The sequence below is a fragment of the Micromonospora sp. NPDC000668 genome (assembly GCF_042897975.1).
Taxonomy (GTDB): Bacteria; Actinomycetota; Actinomycetes; order Mycobacteriales; family Micromonosporaceae; genus Micromonospora.
On record NZ_JBIAYP010000006.1, the window covers coordinates 378,132 to 403,293 of the forward strand.

Below are 25,162 nucleotides of genomic sequence, written 5' to 3' on the forward strand. Positions count from 1 at the left end.
CGGGCGGCTGACGGCGTCGCCGCGCCGTCAGCCGGCCGTTCGGGCGGTCGCGTCCAGGGTGTAGCGGCGTTGCAGCAGCAGCGCCGCGAGCATGGCCACGGCGGGCAGCAGCCCGAACCCGTAGCGGATCGCCGCGAGCGCCGCGTCCGGCTGGACCGGCGTCTGACCGGCCGTCGAGGCCACGAACCCGCCGACGGTCAGGCACAGGGCGTACGCGTACGGGCCGAGGGCCGCGCCGGTGGCCTCGGTGGCCGTCCACACCCCGGTGTAGGTGCCGGCGCCGGTCGTGTCGGCCGCGCGGATCACGTCGGGCAGCATCGAGAACGGCAGCAGCTGCATGCCGGCGAACGCCACCCCGAGCACCGCCACCGCGCCGATCAGCAGGGGCAGGCCGGCCGGTCGGCCCACCGCCAGCACCAGCGAGCCGGCCGCGAACGCGCCCTGCGCGCCGAGCAGCGCCCGCTGCTTGCCGACCCGGCGGGCCAGCACCAGCCAGGCCGGGGTGACCAGCAGGGCCGGCGCCACGAACGCGGCCACCAGCACCGTGGTCAGGCCGGGGGCGCGCAGCTCGTACTCGGCGTAGTAGGGCACCGCGGCCAGTACCAGATGGGTGGTGGTGGACATGGCCAGGTAGGCGGCGACCAGCCAGCGGAACTGCCGGTCGCGCAGCGCGGTGCGCAACGCCCGCCACCCGCCGTGCCCCGCTGGACCGGTGGCCGCCGCGGAGCCGCGCAGCCGGGCGATGCCGGCGACGCCGACCAGCATGGCGGCCAGCATCCCCACCGCCAGGACCACACCCATCCGCTGGTAGCCGGTGCGGGTCGCGGCGTCGCCGCCGGTCAGCAGGGGGGCCAGCAGCCCGGAGACGAGGATGCCCAGGGTCAGCACCACCATCCGGAACGCCATCAGCCGGGTGCGTTCGTGGTAGCCGATCCGCAGGTCGGCCGGGGTGGCCAGGTAGGGGACCTGGTAGGCGGCGAAGAGCAGGTTGCCGGCGACGAAGAACACCGCCACCCATGCGGCGGCCGGTGCGCCCGTCAGCCCGCCGGGCACCGCGAAGATCGCGGCGAACGCGAGCGGCAGGACGCAGCCGAGCAGCAGCAGTCGCCGCCGGTCGCCCCGGCGGGTCTGCTCCACGTCGGCGCGATGCCCGACCCAGGGGTGCAGCAGCACGTCGGCGACCTTCGGCAGCAGCAGTGCCAGACCGGCCAGCCACGGCTCGACGGCCAGCACGTCGGTGAGGAAGTAGAGCAGCAGCAGGCCGGGCACGGTCACCCAGACACCCATGCCGATCGAGCCGGCGGCGAAGCCGGCCAACGGGCCGCGGGGCAGCGTCGCATCTGTGGCGGCAGCGGGCCGCCGGTCGAGCCCGGTCATCGCCGCATCCTCTCCAGGGCAGCAGCCCACCAATCCAACGGTTGATGGATTCTAGGGGCAGAATGGCGGCCATGACCATGCCCCAACGCCGTCCGGGTCGGCCCCGCCGGGACCAGAGCCGCCCGACCCGCGAGGTGGTGCTCACCGCGGCCACCGCGCTCTTCGCCGAGCGCGGCTTCGACGCCGTCGGGCTCCGGGAGGTCGCCGCCGCCGCCGGCGTGGACGTCGCCACGGTCGCCCACCACACCGGTACGAAGGCGGCGCTCTACGACGCCTGCTTCGCGCGGGTCTTCAGCGCCGAACGGGAGGTCCTGACGCAGGCCGCCGAGCAGGCCCGATCGGCCCTCGACGCGGGGCCGGACGCGGCGCGACGCGCTCTGCACGACCTGGTCGACGTCTTCGTCGACTTCCTGGAGGACCGTCCGGAGACCACCGCGCTGTGGCTGCGACGCTGGCTGGAACCGCAGCGGCACGCCGAGCTCGACCAGCGCTACGCCGAGCCGTTGTACCGGCTGGTGACGGAGTTGCTCACCGCCGCGGCGGCGGCCGGCGCGCTGGTCGAACCGACACCGCACATCACGGTGCGAAGCCTGGTCTGGGCCGCACACGGGCACGTGGTGGCGCTGGCCGCGGGTGCGCCGGGCGCCCGGGAGCGGCGCGAGTTCCGGGTGTTCGTGCACCGCTTCCTGGACGGGCTGTACGGACCGGCGGCCTCTTGACGGGCCGCCCGCTCACGACGATTATCCATCGGACGTTGGATTAAGTGGGGGCAGCGATGGGCGTACCACCCAGGGTGGCGGTGATCGGCGCTGGCGCGGCCGGGCTCGCCGCCGTCAAGGCACTGCGAGACGCCGACGTGCCGACGGTCTGCTTCGAGACCACCGACCAGGTCGGCGGCCTCTGGGTGTACGGGGCGCCCGATTCGCCCGCGTACCGCACGCTGCACCTGAACACCAGCCGCGGCCGCACCCAGTTCGCCGACCACCCGATGCCCGCCGACTGGCCCGACTACCCCGACCACCGCCGGATCGCCGGCTACCTGGCCGGATACGCCGACCGCTTCGGGCTGGGCGACACCATCCGCCTGCGCCACACCGTCGAGCGGGTCACCCGGGATCCCTCGGGCACCTGGACCGTGCGGGCGAGCGGACCGGACGGGCCGGTCGAGGTCACCGTCGAGGCCGTGGTGGTCGCCAACGGCCACAACCGGGTGCCCCGGCTGCCCAGCCCGCCGTACACCGGCGCCAGCACCGCCGAACAGCTGCACAGCCACGACTACCGGGGCCCGGAACAACTGGCCGGCAAGCGGGTCCTGGTCGTCGGGGGCGGCAACTCCGCGATGGACATCGCGGTGGACGCCTCGTACGCGGCCACCCGCACCCTGCTGTCGCTGCGCCGGGGCGTGTGGGTGGTCCCGAAGTACCTGCTGGGCCGCCCCTCCGACACCCTCAACGGGGCGCTGGCCCGCCGGCTGCCGTGGCGACTACGCCAACGCATCAGCCAGACCATGCTCAGCACCACCGTCGGCAGTCCCGCCCGCTACGGGCTGCCCGCACCGACCCACGGCTTCCTCCAGGACCATCCGACGCTCTCCGACGGGCTGCTGTCCCGGCTGACCCACGGCGACATCGAGGCCCGCCCCGGCATCGCCACCCTCGACGGCGACCGGGTCGAGTTCACCGACGGCCGCAGCGACCCGGTCGACCTGATCATCTGGTGCACCGGCTACCGGGTGGAGATCCCGTTCCTCGACCCGGCGCTGCTGAACGAGGGCGCGGACACCCTGTCGCTGTACCGGCACGTGTTCCACCCCGACGCCCCCGGCCTGACCTTCGTCGGGCTGATGCAGTCCACCGGGTCCGCGTTCCCCCTGGTGGAGGCGCAGGCCAAGCTGATCGCCGCGCAGCTCGCCGGCCGGTACGCGCTACCGGAGGCCGACCGGCAGCGGGCCGTCTGCCGCGCCGAGCTCCGGGCGGCGACCGCCCGCTGGGGTCAGCGCAGACCGGCGATGCGGGTGGACTTCGACGTCTACCTGGCCGAGCTGACCCGGGAGCTGACCGCCGGCGCCCGCCGCGCGCGCCCGACTGCACCGCGCGGTGGCGGTCCCGACGCCACGGCGCCGGTCGGAGCCGGACGGTGACCGGGCTGACCGGCCGCCGGGTGCTGGTGACCGGGGCGAGCGGCACGTTCGGCCGTCACCTCGGCGCCGCGTTGAACGCCGCCGGCGCCCAGGTGGTCGGGCTGGACCTGCACGCGCGACCCGACGACGACCTGCCGGTGCTCGGCTGCGACCTGACCGACCCAGCCGCCGTGCCGCCGGCGGTGCGGGCTGCCGTCGACCGGCTCGGCGGGCTGGACCTGCTGGTCAACAACGCCGGGGTCGGTGGCCCCGCCCCGGCCGAGCTGCCGCCCGATGAGATGGTCCGCCGGCAGCTCGAGGTCAACCTGCTGGCCGCCTGGCGGACCACCGCCGCGGCGCTGCCCGCACTGCTCGCCACACGGGGACGGGTGATCTTCGTGTCCAGTCGGATGGCGGTGCTGCCGCTGCCGCTCGCCGCCGCGTACGGGGTGAGCAAGCGGGCGCTGGTCGCGTACGCCGACGCACTGCGCCACGAGGTGGGCACCCACGTCGGGGTGAGCGTCGTCTACCCGAGCATGGTGGCCTCACCGATCCACGACAGCACCGCCGAGGCCGGCCTGTCCCTGCAGGGGGTGTCCCGGCCGGAGCCCGTCGAGGGGGTGGTCGCGGCGATCCTGCGCGCCGCCACCGCCCGGCGGGCACCCCGGGACGTGGCGACCACCGCGCGTGGCCGGCTGGAGATGGCCGTCGGCCGGCACGCGCCAGCGCTGGCCGACCGGCTGGTACGTCGTACCCTCGCCGCCCGGCTCGCCGCCGGCGACCTGGACGCCGCGCCGCTGGCCGCCGGGATGCTGCGCCGGCACCGCGACCCGGGCCACTGACCGAACCGCCGGCTCAGGGGGTGGCGACCGCGGCGCGGGAGCGGTCGGTGGCGATCCGGACGGCCAGCGCGGCCAACGCCGTGCCGGTCACCCAGCGCTGCACCCGCAGCCACAGCGGCCGGCGGGCGAAGAACCCGGCGAGGGAGCCGGCGCTGAGCACGATCAGCGCGTTCACGGTCAGCGCGACGGTGATCTGGGTCAGGCCGAGCAGCAGGCTCTGCGCCGCCAGGTGCCCCCGCGCCGGGTCGATGAACTGCGGCAGCAGCGAGACGTAGAGGATGGCGATCTTCGGGTTCAGCAGGTTGGTGACCAGGCCCATGGTGAACAGCCGTCGCGGCTGGTCCGGGGGCAGCGGCGCGGGCGTGAACGGGGACTGCCCACCCGGGCGCAGCGTCCGCCAGGCCAGCCAGAGCAGATAGCCGGCCCCGGCCAGCTTCACCGCCGCGTACAGCGTCGGCACCAGGACGAAGACGGTGGCCAGCCCGGCGACCGCCGCCGCCAGGTAGACGCCGAACCCGGCGGCCACCCCGAGCAGCGAGATCAGCCCGGCCCGGCGGCCCTGCGCCACCGAGCGGGAGATCAGGTAGACCATGTTCGGGCCGGGTGTGAGCACCAGCCCCAAGGCCACCAACGCGATGCCCAGCAGTGCAGCCGTACCCACCATGACGCCCCCCGTTCACCGATACCCGCACCGACCGTAGGCCGGGCGGGCACCCCGGCCCAGGGCCACCTGCCAGACCGTGGCCTGCCGTTCGAACCGGTCTTTCGGTCCGAAACCACCCCCAACGGAGACCGACGGGAATGGTCACGGGCCCGACCGCGCTGTCCGTTGCGGGGCGCGCCACCGTCCGGAGGCGGCGCGTTACGGTGGCCAGGGAGGTGCCGCAGGGTGACTGAAGCGTGGGACGCGGCCGTGGAGGCGCAGATCCGGGGAGCCGTGCAACGCGGCGAGTTCGATGACCTGCCCGGCATGGGCAAGCCCATCCCCGGCCGAGGGATGCCGTACGACGAGTCGTGGTGGATCAAGAGCTTCCTGGAGCGCGAGAAGCTGCCCAGCGACCTGCTGCTGCCCACCCCGCTGCAACTACGCCGGCGCATCGAACAGGTGCCCGACGAGGTCCGCGACCTGCCCACCGAGCAGTCCGTCCGGGACTTCGTGGGGAACCTGAACGCACAGATCGTGGCCTGGCTGCGCAACCCGGACGGCCCCCGGGTCGTGGTGCGGCCGGTGAACGCCGACGAGGTGGTCCGCCGCTGGCGCGCCGAGCACACCCCGCCCGCCACCAGGGCACCCGCCGCCACGCCGGCGCCCGCCGTTGCACCGGCCCGCCGGTCCCGGTGGGCGTGGCTGCCGTGGCGCCGCCGCCGGGCGAACTGACCCGCCGGGGGCGGTGAGCTGAGGGCCCCCGTCACGGCAGACTGTGCGGATGCGAATCGAGCTGCCCGCGATGGTTACCACTTCTGCGCCGGGCCTCGTCCTACGCCCCTGGCGTGACGACGACCTGGACGCCCTGCTGGAGGCGTACCGGGATCCGGTGCTGCAACGGTGGACCCAGAACCCGGTGACCACCGTCGACGAGGGGCGGCAGTGGCTGGAGCAGGCGCAGCAGGACTGGGACGACGGCCGGCGGTTCACCTTCGCCGCGCTGGAGGACGGCGCGGACGGTCCACGGCTGGTGGCGTGCGTAGTGCTCAAGCGGGTCGCGCCCGGACGCCCGGTGGCCGAGGTGGGCTACTGGACGGCGGCGTGGGCGCGCGGTAGGGGCGTCGCCCCGCGCGCGGTTACGGCACTCAGCCGGTGGGCGTTCGACCGGTTCACCGGGTTGGCGCGCCTCGACCTGCTGCACCAGGTGGACAACCCGGCCTCCTGCCGGGTGGCGGAGAAGAGCGGCTACCTCTTCCAGGAGGTGCTGCCGGCGTACCCGCCGTTCCCGCGCGACGGTCACCGGCACTCGTTGGCCGCCCCCTCAGTGAGCTGAGGCTCGTTCAGTCCAGAGCGGCGCGCCAACTCCACGAGGTGCGCCGCGCCCGGCCGGGCAGTTCCCCGCGCCCGGTCATCCACAGCAGCACCTCGGGCGCGGCGCCGGCCGGGGCGTCCGGGAACAGTCGCCGCAGCACCAGCGTGCTCAGCCGGTGCGGCGGCAGCCACGGCACGCCGAGGCCGAGGGTGATGTCGTGCGTGTGCAACAGGGTCTCCGCCACTCCCATGGCGGCGAAGCCGGCCGGGTCGCACGGGCCGAAGTGCCAGGCCCGGGTCTCCGGCGCGGCGGCGTCGACCGCGGCGGCGAGCAGGCCGGCGCAGGCCCGGACAACCGTCAGCACCTGCGCCGGGCTCGCGTCGGGGGAGACCCGCAGGTCGTACGGCAGGTAGGCGTCGTCGGGTCGGCCGGTGACCTGGCCGGCGTACCCGAGCAGGTCGTGTGCCACGTGGGCGGCGGTGGTCCAGCAGGTCCAACGCAACGTGCCGGCCGGCACCGACCAGTCCCGGTCCCGGTGCGGGTCCAGGACCCGGGTCATCTCGTCGGCCGCGTCGCGTACGTCGGCGCCGTCCATGGCTGGCATCCGTCGAGCCTCGCAGCGCCCGCCGGTCACCGCAACGCGATTCGACGCGCGGTTGCAGGGCAGCCCGTTCGCCCGGGGCCGGCCACACTCCGACCCCGGGCGAACGACTCAGCTGCGCGCTGGTGACCACCCGTCGACGACGAGCCGGGAGGCGTCGCCGCCTTCGCCCTGGAAGAGCACGCCGTACCGGTCCGCCGCCACGACCCGGTCGACGTAGACGCCACGCCCCTGGCCGGAGCCGTCTGTGCTGCTGCTCCATCGCAGGTGGGTGGCCTGGTCGGGCAGCGCCACCGAGACCTGCCACCACACCCGGCCCCCGTAGCCGGTGACCGTGCCGTCGGCGGTCCACCGTCGGCCGGCGTCGCGGAGCTGCATGGTCGCCGGCGCCCAGGTCTGCCCGCCGTCGGTGGAGACCTCGAACCGCGCGCTGTCGTAGCGGGGCTCGGTGTCGTACCAGAGCAGGAAGCTCGCCGTCGCGCCCCGCGCGGGCCGGCGCAGCGGCGCCGTGAGCGTGCTCGTCGCGGAGTCGCGTGGGTCGGCCCGCCAGGCGCTGGCCGAGCGCGGTCGCACCGGCATCGCCTCGGCGAGGTCACGCGCGACGGCCCGGCGGGCCACGTTGTTGCTGCCCCAGCCCCGGTCCGGGTGAACCCGGTTGCTCAGCATGACGACGAACGAGTGGGAGAGCGGGTCGATGACGATCGACGTTCCGGTGAAGCCGGTATGCCCGAAGGCCACCGGCGAGGAGAGCCCCATCATGTACCAGTGCTTGTTCAGCTCGAAGCCGAGCCCGCGGTCGCTCTCCGGGTAGGCCGACTCCAGCGGCGCGTTGTAGTTGACCAGCATCGTGCGCACCGTTTCCGAGCGCAGGATCCGCCGACCGCGGTACTCGCCGCCGTTGAGCAGTGACTGGCAGAGGACGGCCAGGTCCGTTGCCGTGGAGAAGACCCCGGCGTGCCCGGCCACCCCGCCGAGGGACCAGGCGTTCTCGTCGTGCACCTCACCCCAGACCATGCCGCGCCCGGCGTACGGCTGGTACTCGGTCGCGGCGATCCGCGACCGCCGCTCCGGGCCCGGGTTGTAGCCGGTGTCGATCATGCCCAGCGGCCCGGTCACGCCGTCGCGGACCAGCTCGGCCAGCGGCCGACCGGTCACCCGTTCCACCAGTACGCCCAGCGCGATCAGCCCGAGGTCCGAGTAGACGTACTGGGAGCCAGGTGTCGCCCCGGCGGCGAGGGGCGTGGCGAGCGTGGCGGCGAACCGTTCGGCCGGCGTCGGGTACCTGCTCCACAGCGCCGTGAACGCGGGCAGACCCGACGTGTGGGTGAGCAGCATCCGGACGGTGACCGTCGCCTTGCCGCCAGCGGCGAACTCCGGGACGTACCGGGCTACCGGCGCGTCCAGCTCCACCCGCCCCCGCTCCACCTGCTGCATGGTGACGATCGTGGTGAACAGCTTCGACACCGACGCCAGGTCGAAGATGGTGTCGGGACGGGTCGCGATCTGCTGGTCGGCAGGGAGTTCCACGCCGACCAGGCCGGGCGGCGGCCCGACAGAGGCGTACTTCACCGCGCTGCCCACGGCGGCGTGCTCCACGATCACGCCGTCCTTCGCGGCCAGGACCACCGCGCCCGCGTACATCGGGTATCCGGGATGGTCGGGCGTCGGCTGGAGGTACGCCGCCAGGTCGGCGGGCAGGCGATCCACCTGGTCGGGGAGCAGGCCGACCTGGCGGGCGCTGCCGCGCCGCAGCGTGTCGTGTCGGAAGTGGATGTCGGCGGGCGTGACGGTCGGCGGTCCCGACGGGGTCGGGGGTGACGCGGCAACCGCGGCGGCGGCCGGCAGCGTCGTGCCCAGGACCACCAGGGCCAGGCCGAGCGCGAGTGAGCGGAGCGGACGACGGATCGACCTGGTCATGACCGCACTCCTCAGTAGAGCAGGTAGGGCCGGCGTTGCCGGTTGAAGGTGGCCAGCTCGTCGGCCCAGGCGCCGACGACGTCGTCCACGTCGGCTCCGGCGTCGATCTGGGTACGCAGTCGCGGCGAGCCGGTGAGCTTGTCGATCCAGTACGGGCGCACGGTGTCCCACGAGTCGCGTCGCCAGGCGAACGCCGGGTACTTGTGCGCCTCCACCAGCATCGCCACGCCGGTGCGGATCGGGTCGTACACGGCCCGGTCGACGACCTTGACCTCCACGCCTGCGCAGAGCTTGTTGAGCAGGTCCGGCTTCTGCCCGGCCGAGGTCGGCGAGAAGTACGCCTCGCGGAACTCGACTCCGGGCAGGTTCCGGGCGTTGAGCCGGTCACCCCAGTGGTGGTCGAAGTCGGTCGCCAGCCCGCCGATCAGCTCGAACGGGCGGCACGTGCCGCGCCCCTCGGTGATCGACGCGACGCCCTCGAACAGCCCGGTACCCGGGTAGACCAGCGCGGTGTCCGGGGTGGGCATGTTCGGACTGGGCATCACCCAGGGCACGTCGGTGTCGGCGGCGAGGTCGTCGCGCTTCCAGTGCCGGCACCGCACCACGTGCAGGTCGACCGGTCGCCCCGCCTCGGTTGGCAGGAACGTGGCGTTGAAGAACCGGGCCAGCTCCCCGACGGTCATCCCGTGCTGCTGGATGATCTCCTTCAGACCCACACCCGAGGTGTACGGCGTGGTCATCATCGGCCCGTAGGCCCGCCCGCCGATCGGGTTGGGCCGGTCCAGCACGACGTAGCGTTTGCCGACCCGCGCCGCCGCGACCATCGAGGTGTACATCGTCCAGATGTAGGTGTAGAAGCGGACCCCGACGTCCTGGATGTCGAAGACCACCGTGTCCACCCCGGCCTCGGTGAACATGGCTTCCCACCGGGCCTGCGAGGCGCCGTACGCGTCGTACACCGTGATGCCGGTGCGGGCGTCGACGCCATTGCCCTCGCTGCCGCCGGCCTGCGCGGAGCCCCGGAAGCCGTGCTCGGGGCCGAACGCCGCGACCAGCTGAACCCGACCCGAGCCGTGCATCAGGTCGACGAGGTGCCGGTACGCCGCGTCGACGCCGGTCGGGTTGGAGACAACGCCCACCCGCTGGCCGGCGAGGTCGGCGAACCCGGAGGACACCAACTCGTCGAGACCGGTGCGGACCCGACGGCCACGGGAGCTGGCCGCCGCCGGTGCCAGGGCACCGACGCCGAGCGCTCCCGCGCTCGCCCCCAGCGCGCCCGTACCGACCGCGCCGACAAGGAAATTCCTCCGCTGCATTGGGTTGCCTCCTACCAGCTCAGACCGTGGCCGTAGGGGTAGAGCACGGAGCCCGCCCCCTCGGCCGTGGGGATCGTGACGGGCAGCCGCCCGCTCGGGGACAGCTCGCCGTGCAGCGCGCGGACAAGTGCGTCCATCGCCGCCCGGGTGTACGAGTAGGTCGCCAGGTAGGTGGTCACGCCCGGCAGGTACGCGATGTCGTAGGGGTCGCGGACGGCCACGACGACCACCGGCTTGCCGGTGCCGAGCAGCGCCGCGACGAGGCGCTGCTGGGTGGCACGCGGGTCGGTGACAGTGGTGTCCCACGCCTTGTTCACCAGCACGACGGTGAGGTCGTGCTCGGCGGCCTGCGCGGCCGTCGCGGCGATCACCGCGTCGGAGGGCAGCGTCGCCGGTCGGGCGGTGGCTCGGGCGCCGCGGGCGGTGAACCCGTCGGCGACCGTCGCGACCGGGGCGAAGGCGGCGCTGTCCCAGCCGGTGACCAGCACCGAACGGTCGGCGCGGGGCAGCGGCAGTATGCCGGCGTCGTTGCGGACGGCGGTGAGCGTCGGGTCGGTGACCCGGGCGACGGCGGCGAGGTGCTCCGGCGCGCCGACCGTGCGTACCGCCTTCTCGACGTCGACCAGCGGTGAGCGGGCCAGCCCCTGGCGGTACTTCATGCCGAGGACGCGCCGGACCGACTCGTCGATCCGTCGCTCGGTGAGCTCGCCGGCGGCGACGGCCCGCAGCACCGCGTCCCGGGCCAGCGCGAGGTCCGGCGGCATCAGGAGCTGGTCGGCGCCGGCCTTGAGCGCCAGTACGGGTACCCGCTCGTCGCCGTACTTCGCGCGCACGCCAGCCATGTTCAGCGCGTCGGTGACGATGACGCCCCGGAAGCCGAGTTCACCGCGCAGCACACCGGTGAGGATCGTCGGCGACAACGTCGCCGGGTCGCCGGAGGGGTCGAGCGCGGGGACCACGATGTGCGCGGTCATGATCGATTCGACGCCGGCCTTGATCGCCCGCCGGAACGGTGGCGCGTCGATCCGGTCCCACTCCGCGCGGCTGTGGTTGATCACCGGCAGGCCGGTGTGGCTGTCGGTGGCCGTGTCGCCGTGCCCGGGGAAGTGCTTCGCCACGGCGGTGACCCGAGCCCGGTCCTGGAAGCCGGTGACCTGGGCGGCGGTGAGGTCAGCCACCAGGGTGGGGTCGGCGCCGAAGGACCGGACGCCGATCACCGGGTTACCCGGGTTGACGTTGACGTCGGCGATCGGCGCGTACGGCTGGCGGATGCCGACCGCGCGCAGCTCACGCCCGGTGATCTCCGCCGCCGTCCGGGCGGCCTCGGGGGACCGCGCGGCACCAAGCGCCATCGACCCGGGGAACTGGGCGGCGGGGGAGGGCATCCGTACCACCGCGCCCTGCTCCTGGTCGGTGGAGATGAGCAGGGGCACGCGGCCCTTCGACCGGTCGCCGAGCGCGGCTTGCTGAAGTCCGTTGGAGAGGGTCGCGATCTGGCGAGGACTGTCCAGGTTGTGCGACCAGGAGAAGTAGCAGACGCCGCCGAGGTGGTACCGGCCGATGACCTCGGCCGGCGTTTCGACGCCGAACGCGGCCCGGTTCGCGGCGCGGTCGGCGGCCGTGGGCGCGGTGGCGTCTGAGCCGTAGACGTAGGTGGCGAAGAGCTGCCCGACCTTCTGCTCCAGGCTCATGTGCCGCAGCGTGGAGGTGACCCAGCCGTGCTCGGCCGACGGGGGGCGTGCCGGTGCGGCCGAGGCCTGGGCGGGCAGGAGGGCGAGCGCGGTCGCCAGTGTGGTCACCCAGGTAGCTGTGGGAGTGAGTCGAGTCTGCATAGACGGCGGCCTCTCAGTCCGGGTGGCTGAAACTTAGCTACGCTTCTGCCGCACGTCAAGAAGGTAAGTTGCAAGATCGGGCGGTCACCCGGCTCGCGGGCGCGGATACTGGCGAGGTTGGCGACGGCCCCGCCGGCATGGCCCGACGTTCGCAGCGGTTCGCGGTCGACTACTCGCGCACTGGCCCCAACGCCTCGGTGGCGTTGCGGATGCCGGCGCGGATCACCTCGCTGTACGGGTCGTCCGGCAGCCGCCCGACGAAGCGCTCGGCCAGGGCCAGGTGTTCTCGGGCCCGGGTGTTGTTGCCCAGGCGGCGGTGGTCGTCGGCGAGGTTGAGGTGCAGCGACGGCAGAAAGTTGTGGACCTGAAGCGAGTGGTGGTACTGCTGGGCCCTTTCGTCGGTGAGGTCGGAGACCGCGGCCAGGGCACGCTCGTCCCAGCCGAGTTCAGCTTCGGTGGTGTCCTGGAGGTCGGCCAGGTAGTGCGCGAGGGTGCAGCGGTGGAAGGCGTCGCCGGCTTCGCCGATCTGATCCCAGAGCGCGGTGAGCGCCTCCCTGGCCTGCGCGCGCTGGCCTGAGCGGCCCAGCTCCACCGCGGCGACGATGCTCGCCATCGTCTCGTCGGCTGCGGCTTGTTCGTTCTGGATGTCCATGCCGCGACCCTCGGGCCTCGACTTACCCGAGGGTCAAACTCCCTGCTCGTGAACCCGGTGCCGTGGCGGCGCTAGGGCAGATTGCAGAGGATTTCGGCCCGGGCGACGGCTTCGGGATAATGCCGCCGTGCGCTACCTGATCCCTCACCCCGACGCAGTGGCCGAGCTCGACGATCTCGACATCGCGCTGTACGACGGCACTCAGCCTATGGCCGAGAACCTGGACGACGTCGAGTTCTATGCGATCCCGTACGGGATCATCGATCCGCGCCTTTGCGAGCCGATCGCCCGGATGCCCCGGCTCGCAGTGGTGCAGACCGTGACCGCCGGCTACGACCACATCCTGCCGTTCCTGCGGCCCGGCCTGATCCTGGCCAATGGCCGGGGCGTGCATGACGCGGCCACCGCTGAGCTGGCCGTGGCACTCACCCTGGCCGCCCGGCGCCGGCTGCCGGACTTCGTCCGGGCGGGGGGCGAGGGCCGCTGGGCCTCGGGCTGGTCGGCCGGGCTGGCTGACGCCCGGGTGCTGATCGTCGGGTACGGCTCGATCGGCGCCGCGATCGAGCGCCGGCTGGTGGGGTTCGAGGTGGAGATCAGCCGGGTGGCCCGGAGCGCCCGCCCCGGCGTGAGGCCGATTTCCGAAATTGCGGAACTGTTGCCACACGCCGATGTTGTCATCCTGGCCACCCCGCTGACCCCGGAGACCGCAGGCCTGGTCAACAAGGATTTCCTCGCCAGGATGGCCGACGGCGCCTTGCTGGTGAACGTGGCGAGGGGCGGGGTGGTGGACTCCGAGGCGCTGCTCGCCGAGCTCGACGCGGGCCGGCTGCACGCTGCCCTGGACGTCACCGAACCCGAGCCACTGCCCGCCGATCACCCACTGTGGTTTGCGCCGAACGTCCTGATCAGCCCGCATGTCGGCGGCCTGACCGCCGCGTTGGCACCCCGGGCCCGCCGGCTGCTGGTCGACCAGGTACGGCGGTACGCGGCGGGCAAGCCGCTCGCGAACGTCGTTGTCGGGCCGTAACTTTCGGTCCCAGCGGCGGGCCAATTCCGGTGCTTCCGCCAGAGACGTCGGGCCTTGCCGATGAGTTGCGGTGGCACCATCCGCTTGGTTCGCGACGAGCGCAAAACCCCCTGCACCGCGCACGGGGTGCGGCTTACCCTGCGCACCATGTTCCCTCCAGTGAAGATCATCTCCGGCGGGTTGGAGATTCGTGAGTTCGGGCCGCAGGATGCCGTATCTGTGGCGGCATTTGTGGCGGCCGGGGATCGCACGGCACTGCCGCCAGGCTTCCCTGAGGCGGTCGCTGACGTGGACGAGTGGCTGGCGGACAAGGTGCATCAGCGGCGTTTGGGCGGCGAGGGCGTACACCTGGCGATAGTGGAGCGGGCCACCGGCCGGATTGTCGGCAGTACCGGGTTGCGGGACACCGACTGGCAGGCTGGTCGCACCGAGATCGGTTACGGAATACACATCAGTCGGCGAGGTCGCGGCTATGCGACCGAGGCGGCCCGGGCGGTTGGACGGTGGGCGCTTACCGACGGCGGGATGCGGCGGGTTCAGTTGCACTCCCGCGTCGACAACGTGGCGTCCCTGCGGGTGGCCGAAAAGGCCGGGTACCAGCGGGAGAGCACACTGCGGATGCCCGAGCAGGAGGGGCGCGAGGCTTATGACCTGGCCAGTTTTTCGATGATCGCCGAGGCAACCGCCGACGACCATCCGAAGGCCGACTAGGGGAGCGCGGATCTGCCGACGCGCTGGCAAGCTGCTCAGCTCGCCAGCGCGTCGTGCGGCCTTACGCCCGCTGCCATGATGACGACGGGTGTTACTTCTCGTCCGTCCCGCTGATGGACTCCTGAAAGACGTCCGCGTGGGTGCGCGAGTCCTTGACCAGGTCGTCGCAGAAGGCGGCGACGTCGGTGCCGATGAGTTCCAGAACCCCCTTGCCGGCCGCGGCACCTTCCTCGAAGAAGTCGACGATTCCGGCGAGCAGGCGCCCATCAAAAAGGTCGACCGGGCCGACCTTGAACAGGTACCTCTGCATCTCCTTGTAGACGATCTGGTAGTCCGGCGGGAGCGCCTTGACCCGAGCCACGTGCGCCCGCCACTGCTTCTTGCCCTCGATGATGTCCTGGATGCCCACGTCAGCCTCCTAGCCGGCCCAATTTCCTTGCGACGTTCCTGTTCAACTGCTCGCGCCACCGGTCGCGATAGGTACGGGCACCCTCTCCGCCGGCCAACGCCGTACAAAAGCCGGGGATGTCGTCGCCGAGCACCTCGTGGATGCTCTGCCCGTCCGCCGATGCTTCTTCAAGCAGCCCCAGGGCGGCGTCGAGGATCGGCATCAGGTTGCGACCTGTGAAGCCCGTGTAGGGGAAGAGGTTGCCCTTGATCTGTTCCCATGCCGCCTGGTAGTCGGCCGGCAATGCCTCTGCCCGGGCTTCGAACACCTTCCATTCCCTGGTGAGATCGCTGCCTGTGATGGTCTCCCAGAAGCTCATCGCCCGCCCTCCTTGAGCCTGTCGATGCGTGATGAGACGTACTGCCATTTCGCCCAGAACGTCGCGAGTTCCTTGCGCCCGGCGTCGTTGAGCGCATAGAACTTGCGCGGCGGGCCCACCTCGGATGGTCGTTTCGTCACCTGGACGAGTCCGTTCCTCTCCAGTCGCAGCAAGATGGTGTACACCGTCCCCTCGACGACGTCGGCGAAGCCGAGCTCGTTCAGCCGACGCGTGATGGCGTACCCGTAGGTCTCCTCGCCGCCGATGATTTCGAGCACGCAGCCCTCGAGCGTGCCCTTCAGCATCTCTGTCAGGTCGTCCATCGCGGCTCCTCTTCGACCCTCCGGTACCTCGTACTACCGAGTACCACTAAACGGTACCACCGAGTAGTGCGTCCAGGTGCTCCCGACCAGCCGCGCCTTCCTGTACGTGAAGCGCGGGCTCAATGCCGGCACGCGCGAGGCAAGCTGCCACAGCCCGCCTGGCGAACGGCCCGGTGTCAGCGGCTTCGCCGATCAGAAATCCTCCGTCACGTCGTCAGTTCTGTTAGCCTCTCGCACCGGTGGAAGGATTGATGACCATGACCGACGCCAGACTGCTGGGCGCCGACGAGGCCGCGTTCATCGCGGCGGCCCGCTCAGACGACACGGCGCGGTTTGCACTCATTACGGAGCGCCACCAGCGTGAGCTGCAGGTGCACTGCTACCGGATGCTCGCGAACTACGAGGACGCCCAGGACATGACGCAGGAGACGTTCCTGCGAGCGTGGAACAAGCGGGCGTCGTTCAAGGGCCACGCGGCCCTGCGGACCTGGCTGTACCGGATCGCGACGAACGCCTGCCTCGACTTCCTGGAGAAGCGCAACGACCGCACACCCGTACCGTCCGAGCTGGCGGACGTCGGCTCCGAGGTGCTCTACCTGCAGCCGTACCCCGACCGGATGCTCCCCGAGGACCCGCAGGAATCGGTGGTGGCGAGGGAAACGATTGAGCTGGCGTTCATCGTCGCCGTCCAGCACCTGCCGCCGCGGCAGCGGGCGGTGTTCATCCTGCGCGACGTCCTCGGCTGGCCGGCGGCGAAGGCCGCCGACGCCCTCGAGCTGACCGTCGCATCGGTGACCAGCGCACTGCAGCGGGCCCGTGTGACGATGCGCGAGCAGCTGCCCGACCGCCGCCTCGACTGGCGGAGACCCGCCACCCACGAGCTGTCGAATGACGAGCGCGGCGTGGTGAAGTTGTATATCGACGCCCATGAGCGCAACGACCTCGACGGGCTGATGGCCCTGCTGCGCGACGACCTGCGCTTCGTGATGCTGCCCGAGGCGGGCACCTCGGTCATCACGGCCAAGGACGCGGTGGACGGCTGGGTCTCCAATGGGCTCTTCCAGCCCGGCTACGACGACTGGCGCTGTATCACCACGACGATCAACCGCATGCCCGCCGCCGTGCTGTACCTCCGCACCCCCAACGACCCAAAGTACCGGTTATTCAACATCGCGGTCCTGCACATCGTCGACGGGAAGATCGCCGAGCTCACCGGATTCGACGCCACCGACAAACCATGGCTGGACCTGCCCCCGACACTGTGATCACACAAGTCCCCATCGTCGACGAGTCCAGCGCACGGGCCGGCGTCACCGAAGTCACTGCGGAATGAGCACCCCGACCAGCTGAACACCAACGCGACAACGCGAACACCACCGCCCCGCCGGCGTTGCCGGCGGGGCGGCGTTATGCCCGAAGAACATCGTCACAATCAACGACGCCGTCGTCCTCATCTCCAGCAAGTCGGTCAACATCTGACTGGAACGCAAGGAAGGGCCCGGGGAAGGTTCCCTCATAGCCGAGGGTCACGGTCAGCACGTCAGGAAGGATTTCGACCCGGCCTCACGAGCCGAGCAGCTGGCCCGTGCTCATCGCCTCGTCTCGTATCGGGTCAGCACTACGCCGCCGGAAAAAGTCCGCGTCTCCACGAGGTTCAGGTTCACCCAGCTGTCCAGCGCGGTGAAGAACGGCGTGCCGCCGCCCACCAGGACCGGGTGGGTGACCAGGGCGTATTCGTCGATCAGCCCGGCCCGCATGGCCGCCCCGGCAAGCGTCGCGCCGACGATGTCCATCGGGCCGCCGTCCTCGGCCTTGAGCCGGGTGATCTCGGCGACCGCGTCGCCGGTGACCAGGCGCGTGTTCCAGTCGACCGTCCTGGGCGTCGAGGAGAACACCACCTTCGGCATGTCCCGCCAGCGGCGGGCGAACTCGATCTCCGCCTGTGTGGCGCCGGGCTGCTGGTCGGCGGTCGGCCAGTGGGAACTCATCGCCTCCCACAGCTTGCGCCCATACAGCGCCAGGCCAGTCGCCCCCACCCGGTCGGACCACCACTGGAACAGCTCGTCGCTCGACGACGAGTCCGGTCCCTCACCCCCACTCCAGCCGAGGTCGTCGCCGGGCGCGGCGATGTAGCCGTCCAGGGTCACATTCATGCCAAAGGTCAGTTTCCGCATCATGCCAGCCTCTCGTGAGTCGTTCTTATACGTACAGACGGGCGCGGCGCGGAAACCTAATCGGTGCGCGATCTGCGTCCGCAGGTAGTCCTCGCGTTCCGAACTCGGCACGGCGTACTCGGCTGGGCTCGAGCAGCACCCACCGGATCTCGATTTCACCCTCGTACGGGCAGCGGCGCACCCAGGGCCAGCTCTCCCCGACCGCTGCTGCCGTCTGCCCGGACGGGAAGGCCTTCCACGGCCACCTGCAACAGCGGCTGTCTGCTTTCGCAGAGGCGTTGCGCCCGTACTCGCGGCCGGGCTCGATGTCCTTGGCGCGCATCAGTTCTCCGGCTGGTCGGGGTCGCGCAGCGGGCGCAGCTGTGGCCCGTCGCCCGGCTTGGGGAAGCTGTAGCGGCCCAGCATGTTGATGTGCGCGTACCCCAGCGGGGAAAGGCGGGCGGCGTCTTCGTCGCGCACTGGGTAGCCCTGGGCGCGCAGCAGGTTGACCGTCAGGTCGATGTAGCGGGTGTTCCACAGCACGATCGCGTTGAGCACGAGGCCGAGCGCGCCGAGCTGGTCTTCTTGCCCGGCCCGGTACGCCTGGGAGATCTCGCCCCGGTTGCCGTGCAGGATCTTGCGTGCGAGGGCGTGGCGGGACTCGACGATGTTCTGCTGGCGGATGACGGTACGCCGGTAGGTCTCGTCCACTGGATCGATCATCGCCAGCAGGTGCAGGGTCTTGGGGATGCGCCCGTACTCGGCCAGGGCCTGCCTCAGTGGGGTCGGGGTGCCGTCGCGGGTGAGCATCCGCAGCAGGTCATACGCCCGGACCCGGCTGGTGACCAGCGATCCGGCGATGCGCAGCATGTCCGGCCAGTGCGTGACGATCCGGCTGAGGTTGACCTTGTTGCGGGCGATCGCATTCAGTGACCCGTAGTCGCCCGGCTCGGCGCCGGGCAGGTCGGCACGCCAGAACCCGGTGCCGCCGATGTCGGCGATGGGCGGTGAGAACCGGTACCCGAGCAGCCGGAACAGGCCGAACACGATGTCGGAGTACGAGGCCGTATCTGTGGTGATCATCTCCGGGCGGGGTCCGGCGTCGAGGTTGAGCAGCGCGTCCAGGATGTGCAGGCTGTCGCGCACGGTGCCGGTCACGATGGTCGCGCCGAGCCCGGCGAACCGGTCGTTGACCGCGTTGAGCCAGGTGATGCCACGCTTGTAGCCGAAGAACCGTGGGCTCGGCACGGCCTGGATCGTCTGGACCGGCACGACGAACCGCAACCCGTCGACGCCGGCGACCAGGCCGCCGCCCCACAGGTCGGTGATGCCGATCTTCTCCTGGTAGGCGACCAGGCGGGCGTTGGCGGCGGCGTGGGTGTCCGGGCGGATGTAGTTCTACCTGGTCATCAGTCAGGAAATCGAGGGGCACAGCCGGAAAACCTACGACCCCGTCACACCCCAATGTGGACCCTGCCCTGGTCGCTAGCCAAGATCACCGTTAGCGCCAATTTCGGCGTGAATCTTCCTCAACCCCGGGTTCGGAAACCCCGCGGATGGATTGCCGGATAACCGGTAACGATAATCCGGCAATCCATCCGCTCAAATGGGGCATAACGGCAACACATCATAATGACAGTTCTTGTGCGTAAGGTTTCAGGCTGGTGTATCAGCGGCCGCGGTGCTCCGAGAACGGGGCGATCCACTGTGGGCGGGAGGCCGAACTGCCCGGCTCCGACCGGGAGGCGCAGGAGATCTCCATGCTGACCCTGCACCTGCACCTGCACCTGCACGGCCCGGTTCGAGCTGGACCTGGACAAGCGTCTGGACTACGACCAGGTTAACCGCAACGGCAGGCCCTCTGTAGGAACGGCGGCGTTCTCTCAGGTAGATGGTCTGCCGGGCTGGCGGTGGCGTGTTCTGGAGCAGGGCGACTGGCTGAGGTGTGGTTACGCCGAGCTCTGTTCTTTGTTCGGGGTTCCCGCTTGGCTGCGTCGGCGGTATCTGCCGGGAGCGGTGCCGTACTCCCGCTTGAAGGCGTTTGCGAAGGCGAATTCCGAGGTGTAGCCGGTCTGGGTGGCCACCTCACTAAGTGGGGCGTCGGATCCGTGGAGCAGCCGTGCCGCGGTGGTCATGCGCCACCAGGTCAGATAGGCGAGGGGTGGTTGGCCGATCATGGCGGTGAATCGCTTGGAGAAGGCCGCGCGGGACAGTCTTGCCTGTGCGGCCAGTGTCTCGACCGTCCAGTGGTGTGCGGGGTCGCGGTGGATGGCGTGCAGCGCGGCGCTGATCGCCGGGTCGGCCAGTGCCGCGGACCAGCCGGTGACGGTGCCCCGCTCGGGTTGCTCGTCGAACCAGGCTCGCAGGATGTAGAGGAGCAGCATGTCGAGCAGGGCGGGCACGATGGTGTCGGCGCCGAGACGGGGGCGATTGAGTTCGCTGCCGAGCAGGTCGACGGCGGCGCGGACTTCGGCGCGGTGCCCGAGCCGGGCGGGCAGGTGGACCATGCCGGGTAGGTCGTCCAGCAGCGGATGAGCCCGGGCCGGGTCGAGCCGATATCCGCCGCAGAGCGTCACGGTGGGGGTGCCGTGCACAGGCTGGCCGATGGACGCTGAGGCGTAGAGGTCGGCCTCTTCAAGCGGATCGCAGTCGGGTTCGGCCAGCGAGGTGGCGGGGTTGTCGGCCAGGCCGTATCCGTGCCCGTGGGGGAAGAACACCACGTCGCCGACGCCCAGCGCGATGGGTGCGCCGCCGTCGGGCGGGGTGAGCCAGCACGACCCCTGCAGGATCACTTGAAAGCCCGCCGAGCCGGGGGCGGAGGGGAAGCGCTGTCCCCAGGGAGCGTGCCATTGAACGCGCGCTGAACGGGGCCGTCCGGTGCGCATGATGGCGATCACATCGCTGAGCACATCCACCGATCGAGTCTATCGCTGACATTCCGCGAAGACGTTTGCGTATGAATCAGAGACTTCTGCGCATAGGAAGTCTCCTGCGCTCCTCGTACGGTGGATCGCAAGAGAAGTGATCAACCCCCCGCGGCCGTGAGCCGGGGCCGAGACAACTTAGAAGAGGCACCGTCATGGCACGGCGACACAAGATCGTGGTTACTGGGGCGACCGGCACGGTCGGCCGACAGGTTGTGACTCAGCTGATGGACGCGGGAATCGAGGTTCGGGCGTTGGCCCGCGATCCCGAATCGGCGGTCCTGCCGCCCGGCGTCCAGGTCATGCGCGGTGACCTGTCCGAGCCAGACACCCTGCATGCGCCCATGGCCGGGGTCGAGGCGGCGTTCCTGGTCTGGCCTTTTGCCACGGCTGAGGGCGTGCCCGCAGTCCTGGATGTGGTCGCCGAGCACACCGGTCGCGTGGTCTACCTTTCGTCAGCGGCCGTACGCGACCACGAACAGCAGGTCGAGCACTTGATCAAGCGGTCCGGGCTGGAGTGGACGTTCCTACGGCCCCACGTCTTCGCGGCCAACACCCTCAGGTGGACCGAGCAGATCCGCACCGAGGGCATCGTGCGCGCGCCCTACGGGGCGGCCGTCATGCCCCCGCTGCACGAGCGCGACATCGCCGCCGTCGCGGTACGCGCACTCACCGGCGACGGGCACGCAGGAGCGATCTATGAGCTGACCGGTCCTGAATCACTCACCCAGGCCGACCAGGTGCGCATCATCGGTGAGGTGATCGGCCGCCCGGTGCGCTGGGTCGAGACCGCACCGGACACTGCGCGGCAGCAGATGCTAGCCCAGGGCTGGCCGCCCGCGGCCGTTGACGGCGTCCTCCAGGCCCAGTCCGAGATGGTGACGGAGCCGAGGCCGGTCACCTCCACCGTGCAGGAGGTCACCGGAGCGCCGGCGCGCACGTTCCGGACCTGGGTGACCGACCACGCCAGCGCCTTCCGCGACACCATGAAGGCCGCACGTATCCACCAGTACGGCGATGCCGGCATCATCCGTTACGAAGAGGTGCTGCGGCCGGTGCCCGAGCCGGACCAGGTACTCATCCGGGTCGCCGCGGCCTCCTACAACCCCTCCGATGCCGCGCTCCGATCAGGGTTCCTGCAGGCCGTGCTGCCGGTGGACCTGCCATACACCCTCGGCTTCGATGTCTCCGGCACGATCACCGAGACCGGCAGCGATGTCAGCTCCTTCACCGTGGGCGACCGGGTGGTTGGCCGCCTCGACTACGGCGGGGCGTCGGCCGAGTACGTCGTCGCCGCCGCCGGCACCCTGGTCAAAGCACCCACCACCATCCCGTTGGCTGACGCCGCCGCGATCCCGGTCGCCGCGCTCACCGCCTGGCAGGCGCTGCATGAGCATGCCCATCCCACTGCGGGACAGCGTGTCCTGATCAACGGCGCCGGCGGAGGCGTCGGTGTCTTCGCCGTCCAACTCGCCAAGCACACCGGAGCAACAGTGATCGCCACCGCCAGCGGCCGCAGCGCTGCCGCGGTCCGCACCTACGGCGCCGACCAGATCATCGACTACACCCGCACGCCCCTCGCCGACGCGCTCGACGGCCAGGTCGACGCCGTCATCAACCTCGCCGCGATCAGTCCCGAGGCGGCTGCGGAGCTTGTTCCCCTGGTCCGGCCCGGCGGCATCATCGTCTCGATCGCCACGCCGGTCGATCCGCCAGCTACTGCGCAGGTCACCGCCGTCCACTTTGTCGCCCGCAACGACATCGAACAGCTCGCCGAGATCGTCGAGCTGATCGACATGGGCGCGCTCACTGTCGGCGTCACCGAGTCCCACCCGCTGTCCGCCCTCGCGCTCGTCCACCGCAGGGGCGAGGCGGGGCAGACCCACGGCAAGATCACCATCATCCCCTGAGCGCCGAACTCGCGGCACCGGTCCTGGGCATGGGGATGACCATGCCCAGGACCCCACTCCGGGACCGATGCCACCATGCGCCGGATGAGGCCGTCTTCCGACCGCCAACGGTCGGCGCGCGGCCTGCCCCTGTAGCGACGAAGGAGGACCCCGTCATGACCTCAATCCAAGCGCCGCTGGTTGTCGGGTGGTCTCTGGCGGCGGCGAACGGTTACTTGGAAGTCAGCAGCTGCGTCAGCCGATCCAGTCCGCCCCTGATCAGCTGTGCGTACTCGTCATCGCCAAGCGCGCCGATCCCAGTCTGCGCGAGCTGGAGGTGCTCCCGGGCGCGGCCGAGATCGCCCAGCTTGCGATAGCACTCAGCCAGGTTGAGGTGCAACGACGGATACAAGCCAGCCACGGGCAGCATCACCCCGGCCTCTGCCACCCGAAACTCCGTGAGCCGGTCGGCCGCCGTCAGCGCCCGTTGGTCCCAAACCAACTCCTCGTGGACATCGTCCTGCACGTCAGCCATCGCGTGCGCGAGGACGCAAACGTGCAACGGATCGCCCTGCTCCCCGTTGATCTCATCCCAGATCTGCGCGAACAGGTGGCGAGCGGCCTCACGCTGGCCTCGACCATGGTGCAGCTCCACCCCCTGGCCGATGCGGACGAGCGTTGGTTCGTTGATCATCGGCGGCTCCTTCACTGGCTCAACTCGCGACGGTGCCATGGTTCGTATCCGCGCGGACACCCCAGATCGCCACCTCGGACAGGTAGACGCAGGTGCGTCCCTCGTGTGCGGAGCTTCAGGACTCGGCTGTGGTGTAGGTCGCGATGATGACGCCGGTGGTCGTCACCTGGCTCCCGGTGAGCCGCAGCCGCCGGAGCGTGCCGTCCTCGGGGAAGATGCGCTTGCCGCCGCCGACGAGGACCGGCTCGATGAAGATGCGGAGCTCGTCAACGAGGTCGTGCTCGATGAGAGTCCTGGTCAGCTGGGAGCTGCCGACGACGTGCAGGGCGCCGCCGTCTTCCTGCTTCAGCGACGCCACGGCCTTGGCGACGTCGCCCTGAAGGACCGTGGAGTTCTGCCACGCGAGCGGTTCGGTGAGCGTCGTCGAGGCGACGTATTTCGGCCGGTTGTTGAGCACCTCGGCGAGCGTGGCGAGTTCGGCGGGAGCGGTCGGCCAGAACGACGCGAAGATCTCGTACGTGCGGCGGCCGAACAGGAAAGCACCGGTCTCGACCGTGGTCTTGGTGACCCAGTTCGTCGTGATGTCGTCCATGTGGGGCATGTGCCAGCCGCCGTGCTGGAAGCCGCCGTCGCTGTCCTCCCCGTCGTAGCCGGGGGCCTGGACGACCCCGTCGAGGGTCATCCATTCGTCCGCGATCAATTTCCGCATGTCGGTCTCCCACGGGTCGCTTGCGCTGCGCGGCCAACTGCCGGCCGCCAGCACCGTCGCCGCCACATTCTGCCGAACAACCGATGACGTCGATGGCCGATCGGCTCAGGGATTAGCGGGCTGCAAGAGGTGACCGAGCATGGCCTCGTCGCCGCTGATGACGGCTGTGCCGGTCGTCAGTGCGGTGGCCAGTGTGACGGAACCATCGAGGAGGGCATTGAGCGTCGTCGGATCGGTGCGCAGGCAGGCTTGCGACTGGGCCGGCTCGCCGGGCTCGATGTGGACCTGCCCGTCCTGGGTGCGGACAGTCCACACCCGGTCGTCGAGCTCGAAGCGGTAGGTGGCCGGCGGTGCCTGGGGATTCGGGTGCAGTGAACCGCGCAGGAAGAGCAGCACCGAGGTGGCACTCAGGTGGACCGGAGCCGCGGGTAGGGGGATGCGTAGGCCCCAGCCGCCGAGGGCCAGCACGATCGGTTCCAGCTCGCGTCCAGACTCGGTGAGTTCGTACACCACCGAGGCCGCGGGGGGCGGCAGCCGGCGCCGGTGCACCACGTCGCGGCTCTCCAACTCGCGCAGTCGGTCAGTGAGCATGTTGGAGCTGGCCCCCGGCAGTGCCCGGCGCAGGTCCGAGAAGCGCTGCCGCCCGAGAAGGAGCTCACGGACGACGAGCACCGCCCACCGCTCTCCGACGACGTCGAGGGCGCGGGCGATGCCGCAGGCGTCGCCGTAGGTACGACTGGTCGGCATGCCGCCTCCTCCTGACCTTGATCCGGGTTGCATGTTAAACGCTACCATCCAGTTGTTTTTTGCAACCATGGGCGTTACGGTCCGGACAGACAGGGCTCGCGCACCGGACGGCCCGCACGGGCCACGACGAACTGCCGCGAGGGCCGAAGCAGTCGGGCGCTGCGGCGCAGGAAAGGAGCACGTCCATGGGGCGACCAGTGGTGCACTTCGAGATCATCGGGACGGATCCGCAGCGGTTGCGCAGCTACTACGGGGAGCTGTTCGGCTGGCAGTTCGACATCGGGGACGCCGCCGCCGAGGCGGTCTCGGCACCGGGCAACTACGGGTTCGTCCACCCCGACACCAGCACCGACGGCGGTGCCGGGATCCCGGGCGGCGTCGGCGGCGGCGCGGGTTACCCGCACCGGACGTTGTTCTACGTCGGCGTGCCCGACGTGGAGGCGGCGCTGCAGCAAGCGGAAAGCCTCGGCGGCATTCGCGTGTCGGGGCCGCACCGCAACCCCGCCGACACGTTGGTGGTCGGCTTCTTCACCGACCCCGAGGGCCACCTCGTCGGGCTGGCCGCCGCCGGATGACGTTGTCGGCAGAGGATGAGTCGGGCCGA

The 25,162-nt window shown here is 70.8% G+C and carries 25 protein-coding genes and 1 pseudogene; 10 read left to right on the forward strand and 16 right to left on the reverse strand.

What is annotated here, in order from left to right:
• Positions 1-27: 27 nt before the first annotated feature.
• The gene (locus tag ACFY29_RS29270) at positions 28-1,377 is read right to left on the reverse strand and encodes an MFS transporter (RefSeq protein ID WP_386991323.1); all 1,350 of its coding nucleotides are present in this window, start codon (positions 1,375-1,377) and stop codon (positions 28-30) included.
• Between the two features lie 77 nt (positions 1,378-1,454).
• Between ACFY29_RS29270 and ACFY29_RS29275 the strand changes: the two genes are divergently transcribed.
• From ACFY29_RS29275 to ACFY29_RS29285, 3 genes are read left to right on the forward strand one after another with little or no spacing between them, the layout of a single operon-like run.
• The gene (locus ACFY29_RS29275; RefSeq protein WP_386991563.1) at positions 1,455-2,096 is read left to right on the forward strand and encodes a TetR/AcrR family transcriptional regulator; all 642 of its coding nucleotides are present in this window, start codon (positions 1,455-1,457) and stop codon (positions 2,094-2,096) included.
• A gap of 56 nt (positions 2,097-2,152) precedes the next feature.
• A complete protein-coding gene (locus ACFY29_RS29280; protein WP_386991325.1) occupies positions 2,153-3,517 on the forward strand; it encodes a flavin-containing monooxygenase in 1,365 nt (454 codons plus the stop codon).
• Positions 3,514-4,338 (forward strand): SDR family NAD(P)-dependent oxidoreductase, encoded by an 825-nt coding sequence (locus tag ACFY29_RS29285; protein WP_386991327.1) that lies wholly within the window; start codon positions 3,514-3,516, stop codon positions 4,336-4,338. Before ACFY29_RS29280 ends, ACFY29_RS29285 begins: the two co-directional genes overlap by 4 nt.
• Positions 4,339-4,351: 13 nt before the next feature.
• On the opposite strand, the gene ACFY29_RS29290 is transcribed toward ACFY29_RS29285, so the two are convergent.
• Positions 4,352-5,002 carry a LysE family translocator gene (locus ACFY29_RS29290; RefSeq protein ID WP_328416748.1) on the reverse strand — a complete coding sequence of 217 codons (651 nt, stop codon included), beginning with the start codon at positions 5,000-5,002 and terminating at the stop codon, positions 4,352-4,354.
• 225 nt (positions 5,003-5,227) lie between these two features.
• Between ACFY29_RS29290 and ACFY29_RS29295 the strand changes: the two genes are divergently transcribed.
• Positions 5,228-5,716 carry a DUF1992 domain-containing protein gene (locus ACFY29_RS29295; protein ID WP_386991329.1) on the forward strand — a complete coding sequence of 163 codons (489 nt, stop codon included), beginning with the start codon at positions 5,228-5,230 and terminating at the stop codon, positions 5,714-5,716.
• Positions 5,717-5,765: 49 nt separating this feature from the next.
• The gene (locus ACFY29_RS29300; protein WP_386991331.1) at positions 5,766-6,317 is read left to right on the forward strand and encodes a GNAT family N-acetyltransferase; all 552 of its coding nucleotides are present in this window, start codon (positions 5,766-5,768) and stop codon (positions 6,315-6,317) included.
• A 7-nt stretch (positions 6,318-6,324) separates the two neighbouring features.
• Here the strand turns inward: ACFY29_RS29300 and ACFY29_RS29305 are convergent, their stop codons facing one another.
• The 5 genes from ACFY29_RS29305 to ACFY29_RS29325 form a co-directional block, all read right to left on the reverse strand.
• A complete protein-coding gene (locus tag ACFY29_RS29305; protein WP_386991565.1) occupies positions 6,325-6,891 on the reverse strand; it encodes a maleylpyruvate isomerase N-terminal domain-containing protein in 567 nt (188 codons plus the stop codon).
• Positions 6,892-7,008: 117 nt separating this feature from the next.
• The gene (locus tag ACFY29_RS29310) at positions 7,009-8,814 is read right to left on the reverse strand and encodes a serine hydrolase (protein WP_386991333.1); all 1,806 of its coding nucleotides are present in this window, start codon (positions 8,812-8,814) and stop codon (positions 7,009-7,011) included.
• A gap of 11 nt (positions 8,815-8,825) precedes the next feature.
• Complete coding sequence (locus ACFY29_RS29315) at positions 8,826-10,130, reverse strand: exo-beta-N-acetylmuramidase NamZ domain-containing protein (protein ID WP_386991335.1); 1,305 nt, start codon at positions 10,128-10,130, stop codon at positions 8,826-8,828.
• A gap of 11 nt (positions 10,131-10,141) precedes the next feature.
• Positions 10,142-11,929: a glycoside hydrolase family 3 protein gene (locus ACFY29_RS29320; protein ID WP_386991337.1), complete on the reverse strand. Its 1,788-nt coding sequence runs from the start codon at positions 11,927-11,929 to the stop codon at positions 10,142-10,144.
• Positions 11,930-12,131: 202 nt separating this feature from the next.
• Positions 12,132-12,614 carry a hypothetical protein gene (locus ACFY29_RS29325; protein WP_386991339.1) on the reverse strand — a complete coding sequence of 161 codons (483 nt, stop codon included), beginning with the start codon at positions 12,612-12,614 and terminating at the stop codon, positions 12,132-12,134.
• Between the two features lie 127 nt (positions 12,615-12,741).
• On the opposite strand from ACFY29_RS29325, the gene ACFY29_RS29330 reads away from it, so the two are divergent.
• Together ACFY29_RS29330 and ACFY29_RS29335 are read left to right on the forward strand one after the other, a co-directional pair.
• Positions 12,742-13,641, forward strand: coding sequence for a 2-hydroxyacid dehydrogenase (locus ACFY29_RS29330; RefSeq protein WP_386991341.1), 900 nt, complete (start codon positions 12,742-12,744; stop codon positions 13,639-13,641).
• Between the two features lie 147 nt (positions 13,642-13,788).
• Entirely contained in the window at positions 13,789-14,352 is a 564-nt protein-coding gene (locus ACFY29_RS29335; RefSeq protein WP_386991343.1) for a GNAT family N-acetyltransferase, read from the forward strand.
• Positions 14,353-14,443: 91 nt separating this feature from the next.
• Here ACFY29_RS29335 and ACFY29_RS29340 read toward each other — a convergent pair whose 3' ends face one another.
• Genes ACFY29_RS29340 through ACFY29_RS29350 form a run of 3 tightly spaced genes read right to left on the reverse strand, consistent with a single transcriptional unit; the run spans position 14,444 to position 15,442 of the window.
• Entirely contained in the window at positions 14,444-14,761 is a 318-nt protein-coding gene (locus tag ACFY29_RS29340) for a DUF1048 domain-containing protein (RefSeq protein WP_328416732.1), read from the reverse strand.
• 1 nt (position 14,762) lies between these two features.
• Positions 14,763-15,119: a DUF1048 domain-containing protein gene (locus ACFY29_RS29345; protein ID WP_386991345.1), complete on the reverse strand. Its 357-nt coding sequence runs from the start codon at positions 15,117-15,119 to the stop codon at positions 14,763-14,765.
• Positions 15,116-15,442 (reverse strand): PadR family transcriptional regulator, encoded by a 327-nt coding sequence (locus tag ACFY29_RS29350; RefSeq protein ID WP_328416728.1) that lies wholly within the window; start codon positions 15,440-15,442, stop codon positions 15,116-15,118. Before ACFY29_RS29350 ends, ACFY29_RS29345 begins: the two co-directional genes overlap by 4 nt.
• 257 nt (positions 15,443-15,699) lie before the next feature.
• Here ACFY29_RS29350 and ACFY29_RS29355 point away from each other — a divergent pair, with 257 nt between their 5' ends.
• A complete protein-coding gene (locus ACFY29_RS29355) occupies positions 15,700-16,707 on the forward strand; it encodes an RNA polymerase subunit sigma-70 (RefSeq protein ID WP_386991347.1) in 1,008 nt (335 codons plus the stop codon).
• Between the two features lie 324 nt (positions 16,708-17,031).
• On the opposite strand, the gene ACFY29_RS29360 is transcribed toward ACFY29_RS29355, so the two are convergent.
• The 3 genes and pseudogenes from ACFY29_RS29360 to ACFY29_RS29370 form a co-directional block, all read right to left on the reverse strand.
• Positions 17,032-17,727: a dihydrofolate reductase family protein gene (locus ACFY29_RS29360; protein WP_386991349.1), complete on the reverse strand. Its 696-nt coding sequence runs from the start codon at positions 17,725-17,727 to the stop codon at positions 17,032-17,034.
• A gap of 210 nt (positions 17,728-17,937) precedes the next feature.
• A pseudogene (locus tag ACFY29_RS29365) lies at positions 17,938-18,993 on the reverse strand (transposase); the annotation flags it as partial.
• Positions 18,994-19,544: 551 nt separating this feature from the next.
• Entirely contained in the window at positions 19,545-20,510 is a 966-nt protein-coding gene (locus ACFY29_RS29370; protein ID WP_386991351.1) for an AraC family transcriptional regulator, read from the reverse strand.
• Positions 20,511-20,674: 164 nt separating this feature from the next.
• On the opposite strand from ACFY29_RS29370, the gene ACFY29_RS29375 reads away from it, so the two are divergent.
• On the forward strand, positions 20,675-22,429 hold the full coding sequence (locus tag ACFY29_RS29375) for a zinc-binding dehydrogenase (protein WP_386991353.1): 1,755 nt from the start codon (positions 20,675-20,677) through the stop codon (positions 22,427-22,429).
• Between the two features lie 211 nt (positions 22,430-22,640).
• Here ACFY29_RS29375 and ACFY29_RS29380 read toward each other — a convergent pair whose 3' ends face one another.
• From ACFY29_RS29380 to ACFY29_RS29390, 3 genes are all read right to left on the reverse strand, one after another.
• On the reverse strand, positions 22,641-23,102 hold the full coding sequence (locus ACFY29_RS29380; RefSeq protein ID WP_386991355.1) for a hypothetical protein: 462 nt from the start codon (positions 23,100-23,102) through the stop codon (positions 22,641-22,643).
• 115 nt (positions 23,103-23,217) lie between these two features.
• Positions 23,218-23,865: a dihydrofolate reductase family protein gene (locus ACFY29_RS29385; protein ID WP_386991357.1), complete on the reverse strand. Its 648-nt coding sequence runs from the start codon at positions 23,863-23,865 to the stop codon at positions 23,218-23,220.
• A 51-nt stretch (positions 23,866-23,916) separates the two neighbouring features.
• Positions 23,917-24,558, reverse strand: a complete 642-nt coding sequence (locus ACFY29_RS29390; RefSeq protein ID WP_386991358.1) for a winged helix-turn-helix transcriptional regulator — start codon at positions 24,556-24,558, stop codon at positions 23,917-23,919.
• Between the two features lie 185 nt (positions 24,559-24,743).
• On the opposite strand from ACFY29_RS29390, the gene ACFY29_RS29395 reads away from it, so the two are divergent.
• Entirely contained in the window at positions 24,744-25,133 is a 390-nt protein-coding gene (locus ACFY29_RS29395; protein WP_386991360.1) for a VOC family protein, read from the forward strand.
• The last annotated feature ends 29 nt before the right edge of the window (positions 25,134-25,162 follow it).

Coding starts and splice junctions, on each gene's coding strand:
- ACFY29_RS29310 (WP_386991333.1), bottom strand. CDS start 8,814: ATGACCAGGTCGATCCGTCGTCCGCTCCGCTCACTCGCGCTCGGCCTG.
- ACFY29_RS29390 (WP_386991358.1), bottom strand. CDS start 24,558: ATGCCGACCAGTCGTACCTACGGCGACGCCTGCGGCATCGCCCGCGCC.
- ACFY29_RS29380 (WP_386991355.1), bottom strand. CDS start 23,102: ATGATCAACGAACCAACGCTCGTCCGCATCGGCCAGGGGGTGGAGCTG.
- ACFY29_RS29345 (WP_386991345.1), bottom strand. CDS start 15,119: ATGAGCTTCTGGGAGACCATCACAGGCAGCGATCTCACCAGGGAATGG.
- ACFY29_RS29325 (WP_386991339.1), bottom strand. CDS start 12,614: ATGGACATCCAGAACGAACAAGCCGCAGCCGACGAGACGATGGCGAGC.
- ACFY29_RS29355 (WP_386991347.1), top strand. CDS start 15,700: ATGACCGACGCCAGACTGCTGGGCGCCGACGAGGCCGCGTTCATCGCG.
- ACFY29_RS29300 (WP_386991331.1), top strand. CDS start 5,766: ATGCGAATCGAGCTGCCCGCGATGGTTACCACTTCTGCGCCGGGCCTC.
- ACFY29_RS29350 (WP_328416728.1), bottom strand. CDS start 15,442: ATGGACGACCTGACAGAGATGCTGAAGGGCACGCTCGAGGGCTGCGTG.
- ACFY29_RS29275 (WP_386991563.1), top strand. CDS start 1,455: ATGCCCCAACGCCGTCCGGGTCGGCCCCGCCGGGACCAGAGCCGCCCG.
- ACFY29_RS29335 (WP_386991343.1), top strand. CDS start 13,789: ATGTTCCCTCCAGTGAAGATCATCTCCGGCGGGTTGGAGATTCGTGAG.
- ACFY29_RS29395 (WP_386991360.1), top strand. CDS start 24,744: ATGGGGCGACCAGTGGTGCACTTCGAGATCATCGGGACGGATCCGCAG.
- ACFY29_RS29290 (WP_328416748.1), bottom strand. CDS start 5,002: ATGGTGGGTACGGCTGCACTGCTGGGCATCGCGTTGGTGGCCTTGGGG.
- ACFY29_RS29375 (WP_386991353.1), top strand. CDS start 20,675: ATGGCACGGCGACACAAGATCGTGGTTACTGGGGCGACCGGCACGGTC.
- ACFY29_RS29315 (WP_386991335.1), bottom strand. CDS start 10,130: ATGCAGCGGAGGAATTTCCTTGTCGGCGCGGTCGGTACGGGCGCGCTG.
- ACFY29_RS29305 (WP_386991565.1), bottom strand. CDS start 6,891: ATGGACGGCGCCGACGTACGCGACGCGGCCGACGAGATGACCCGGGTC.
- ACFY29_RS29270 (WP_386991323.1), bottom strand. CDS start 1,377: ATGACCGGGCTCGACCGGCGGCCCGCTGCCGCCACAGATGCGACGCTG.
- ACFY29_RS29280 (WP_386991325.1), top strand. CDS start 2,153: ATGGGCGTACCACCCAGGGTGGCGGTGATCGGCGCTGGCGCGGCCGGG.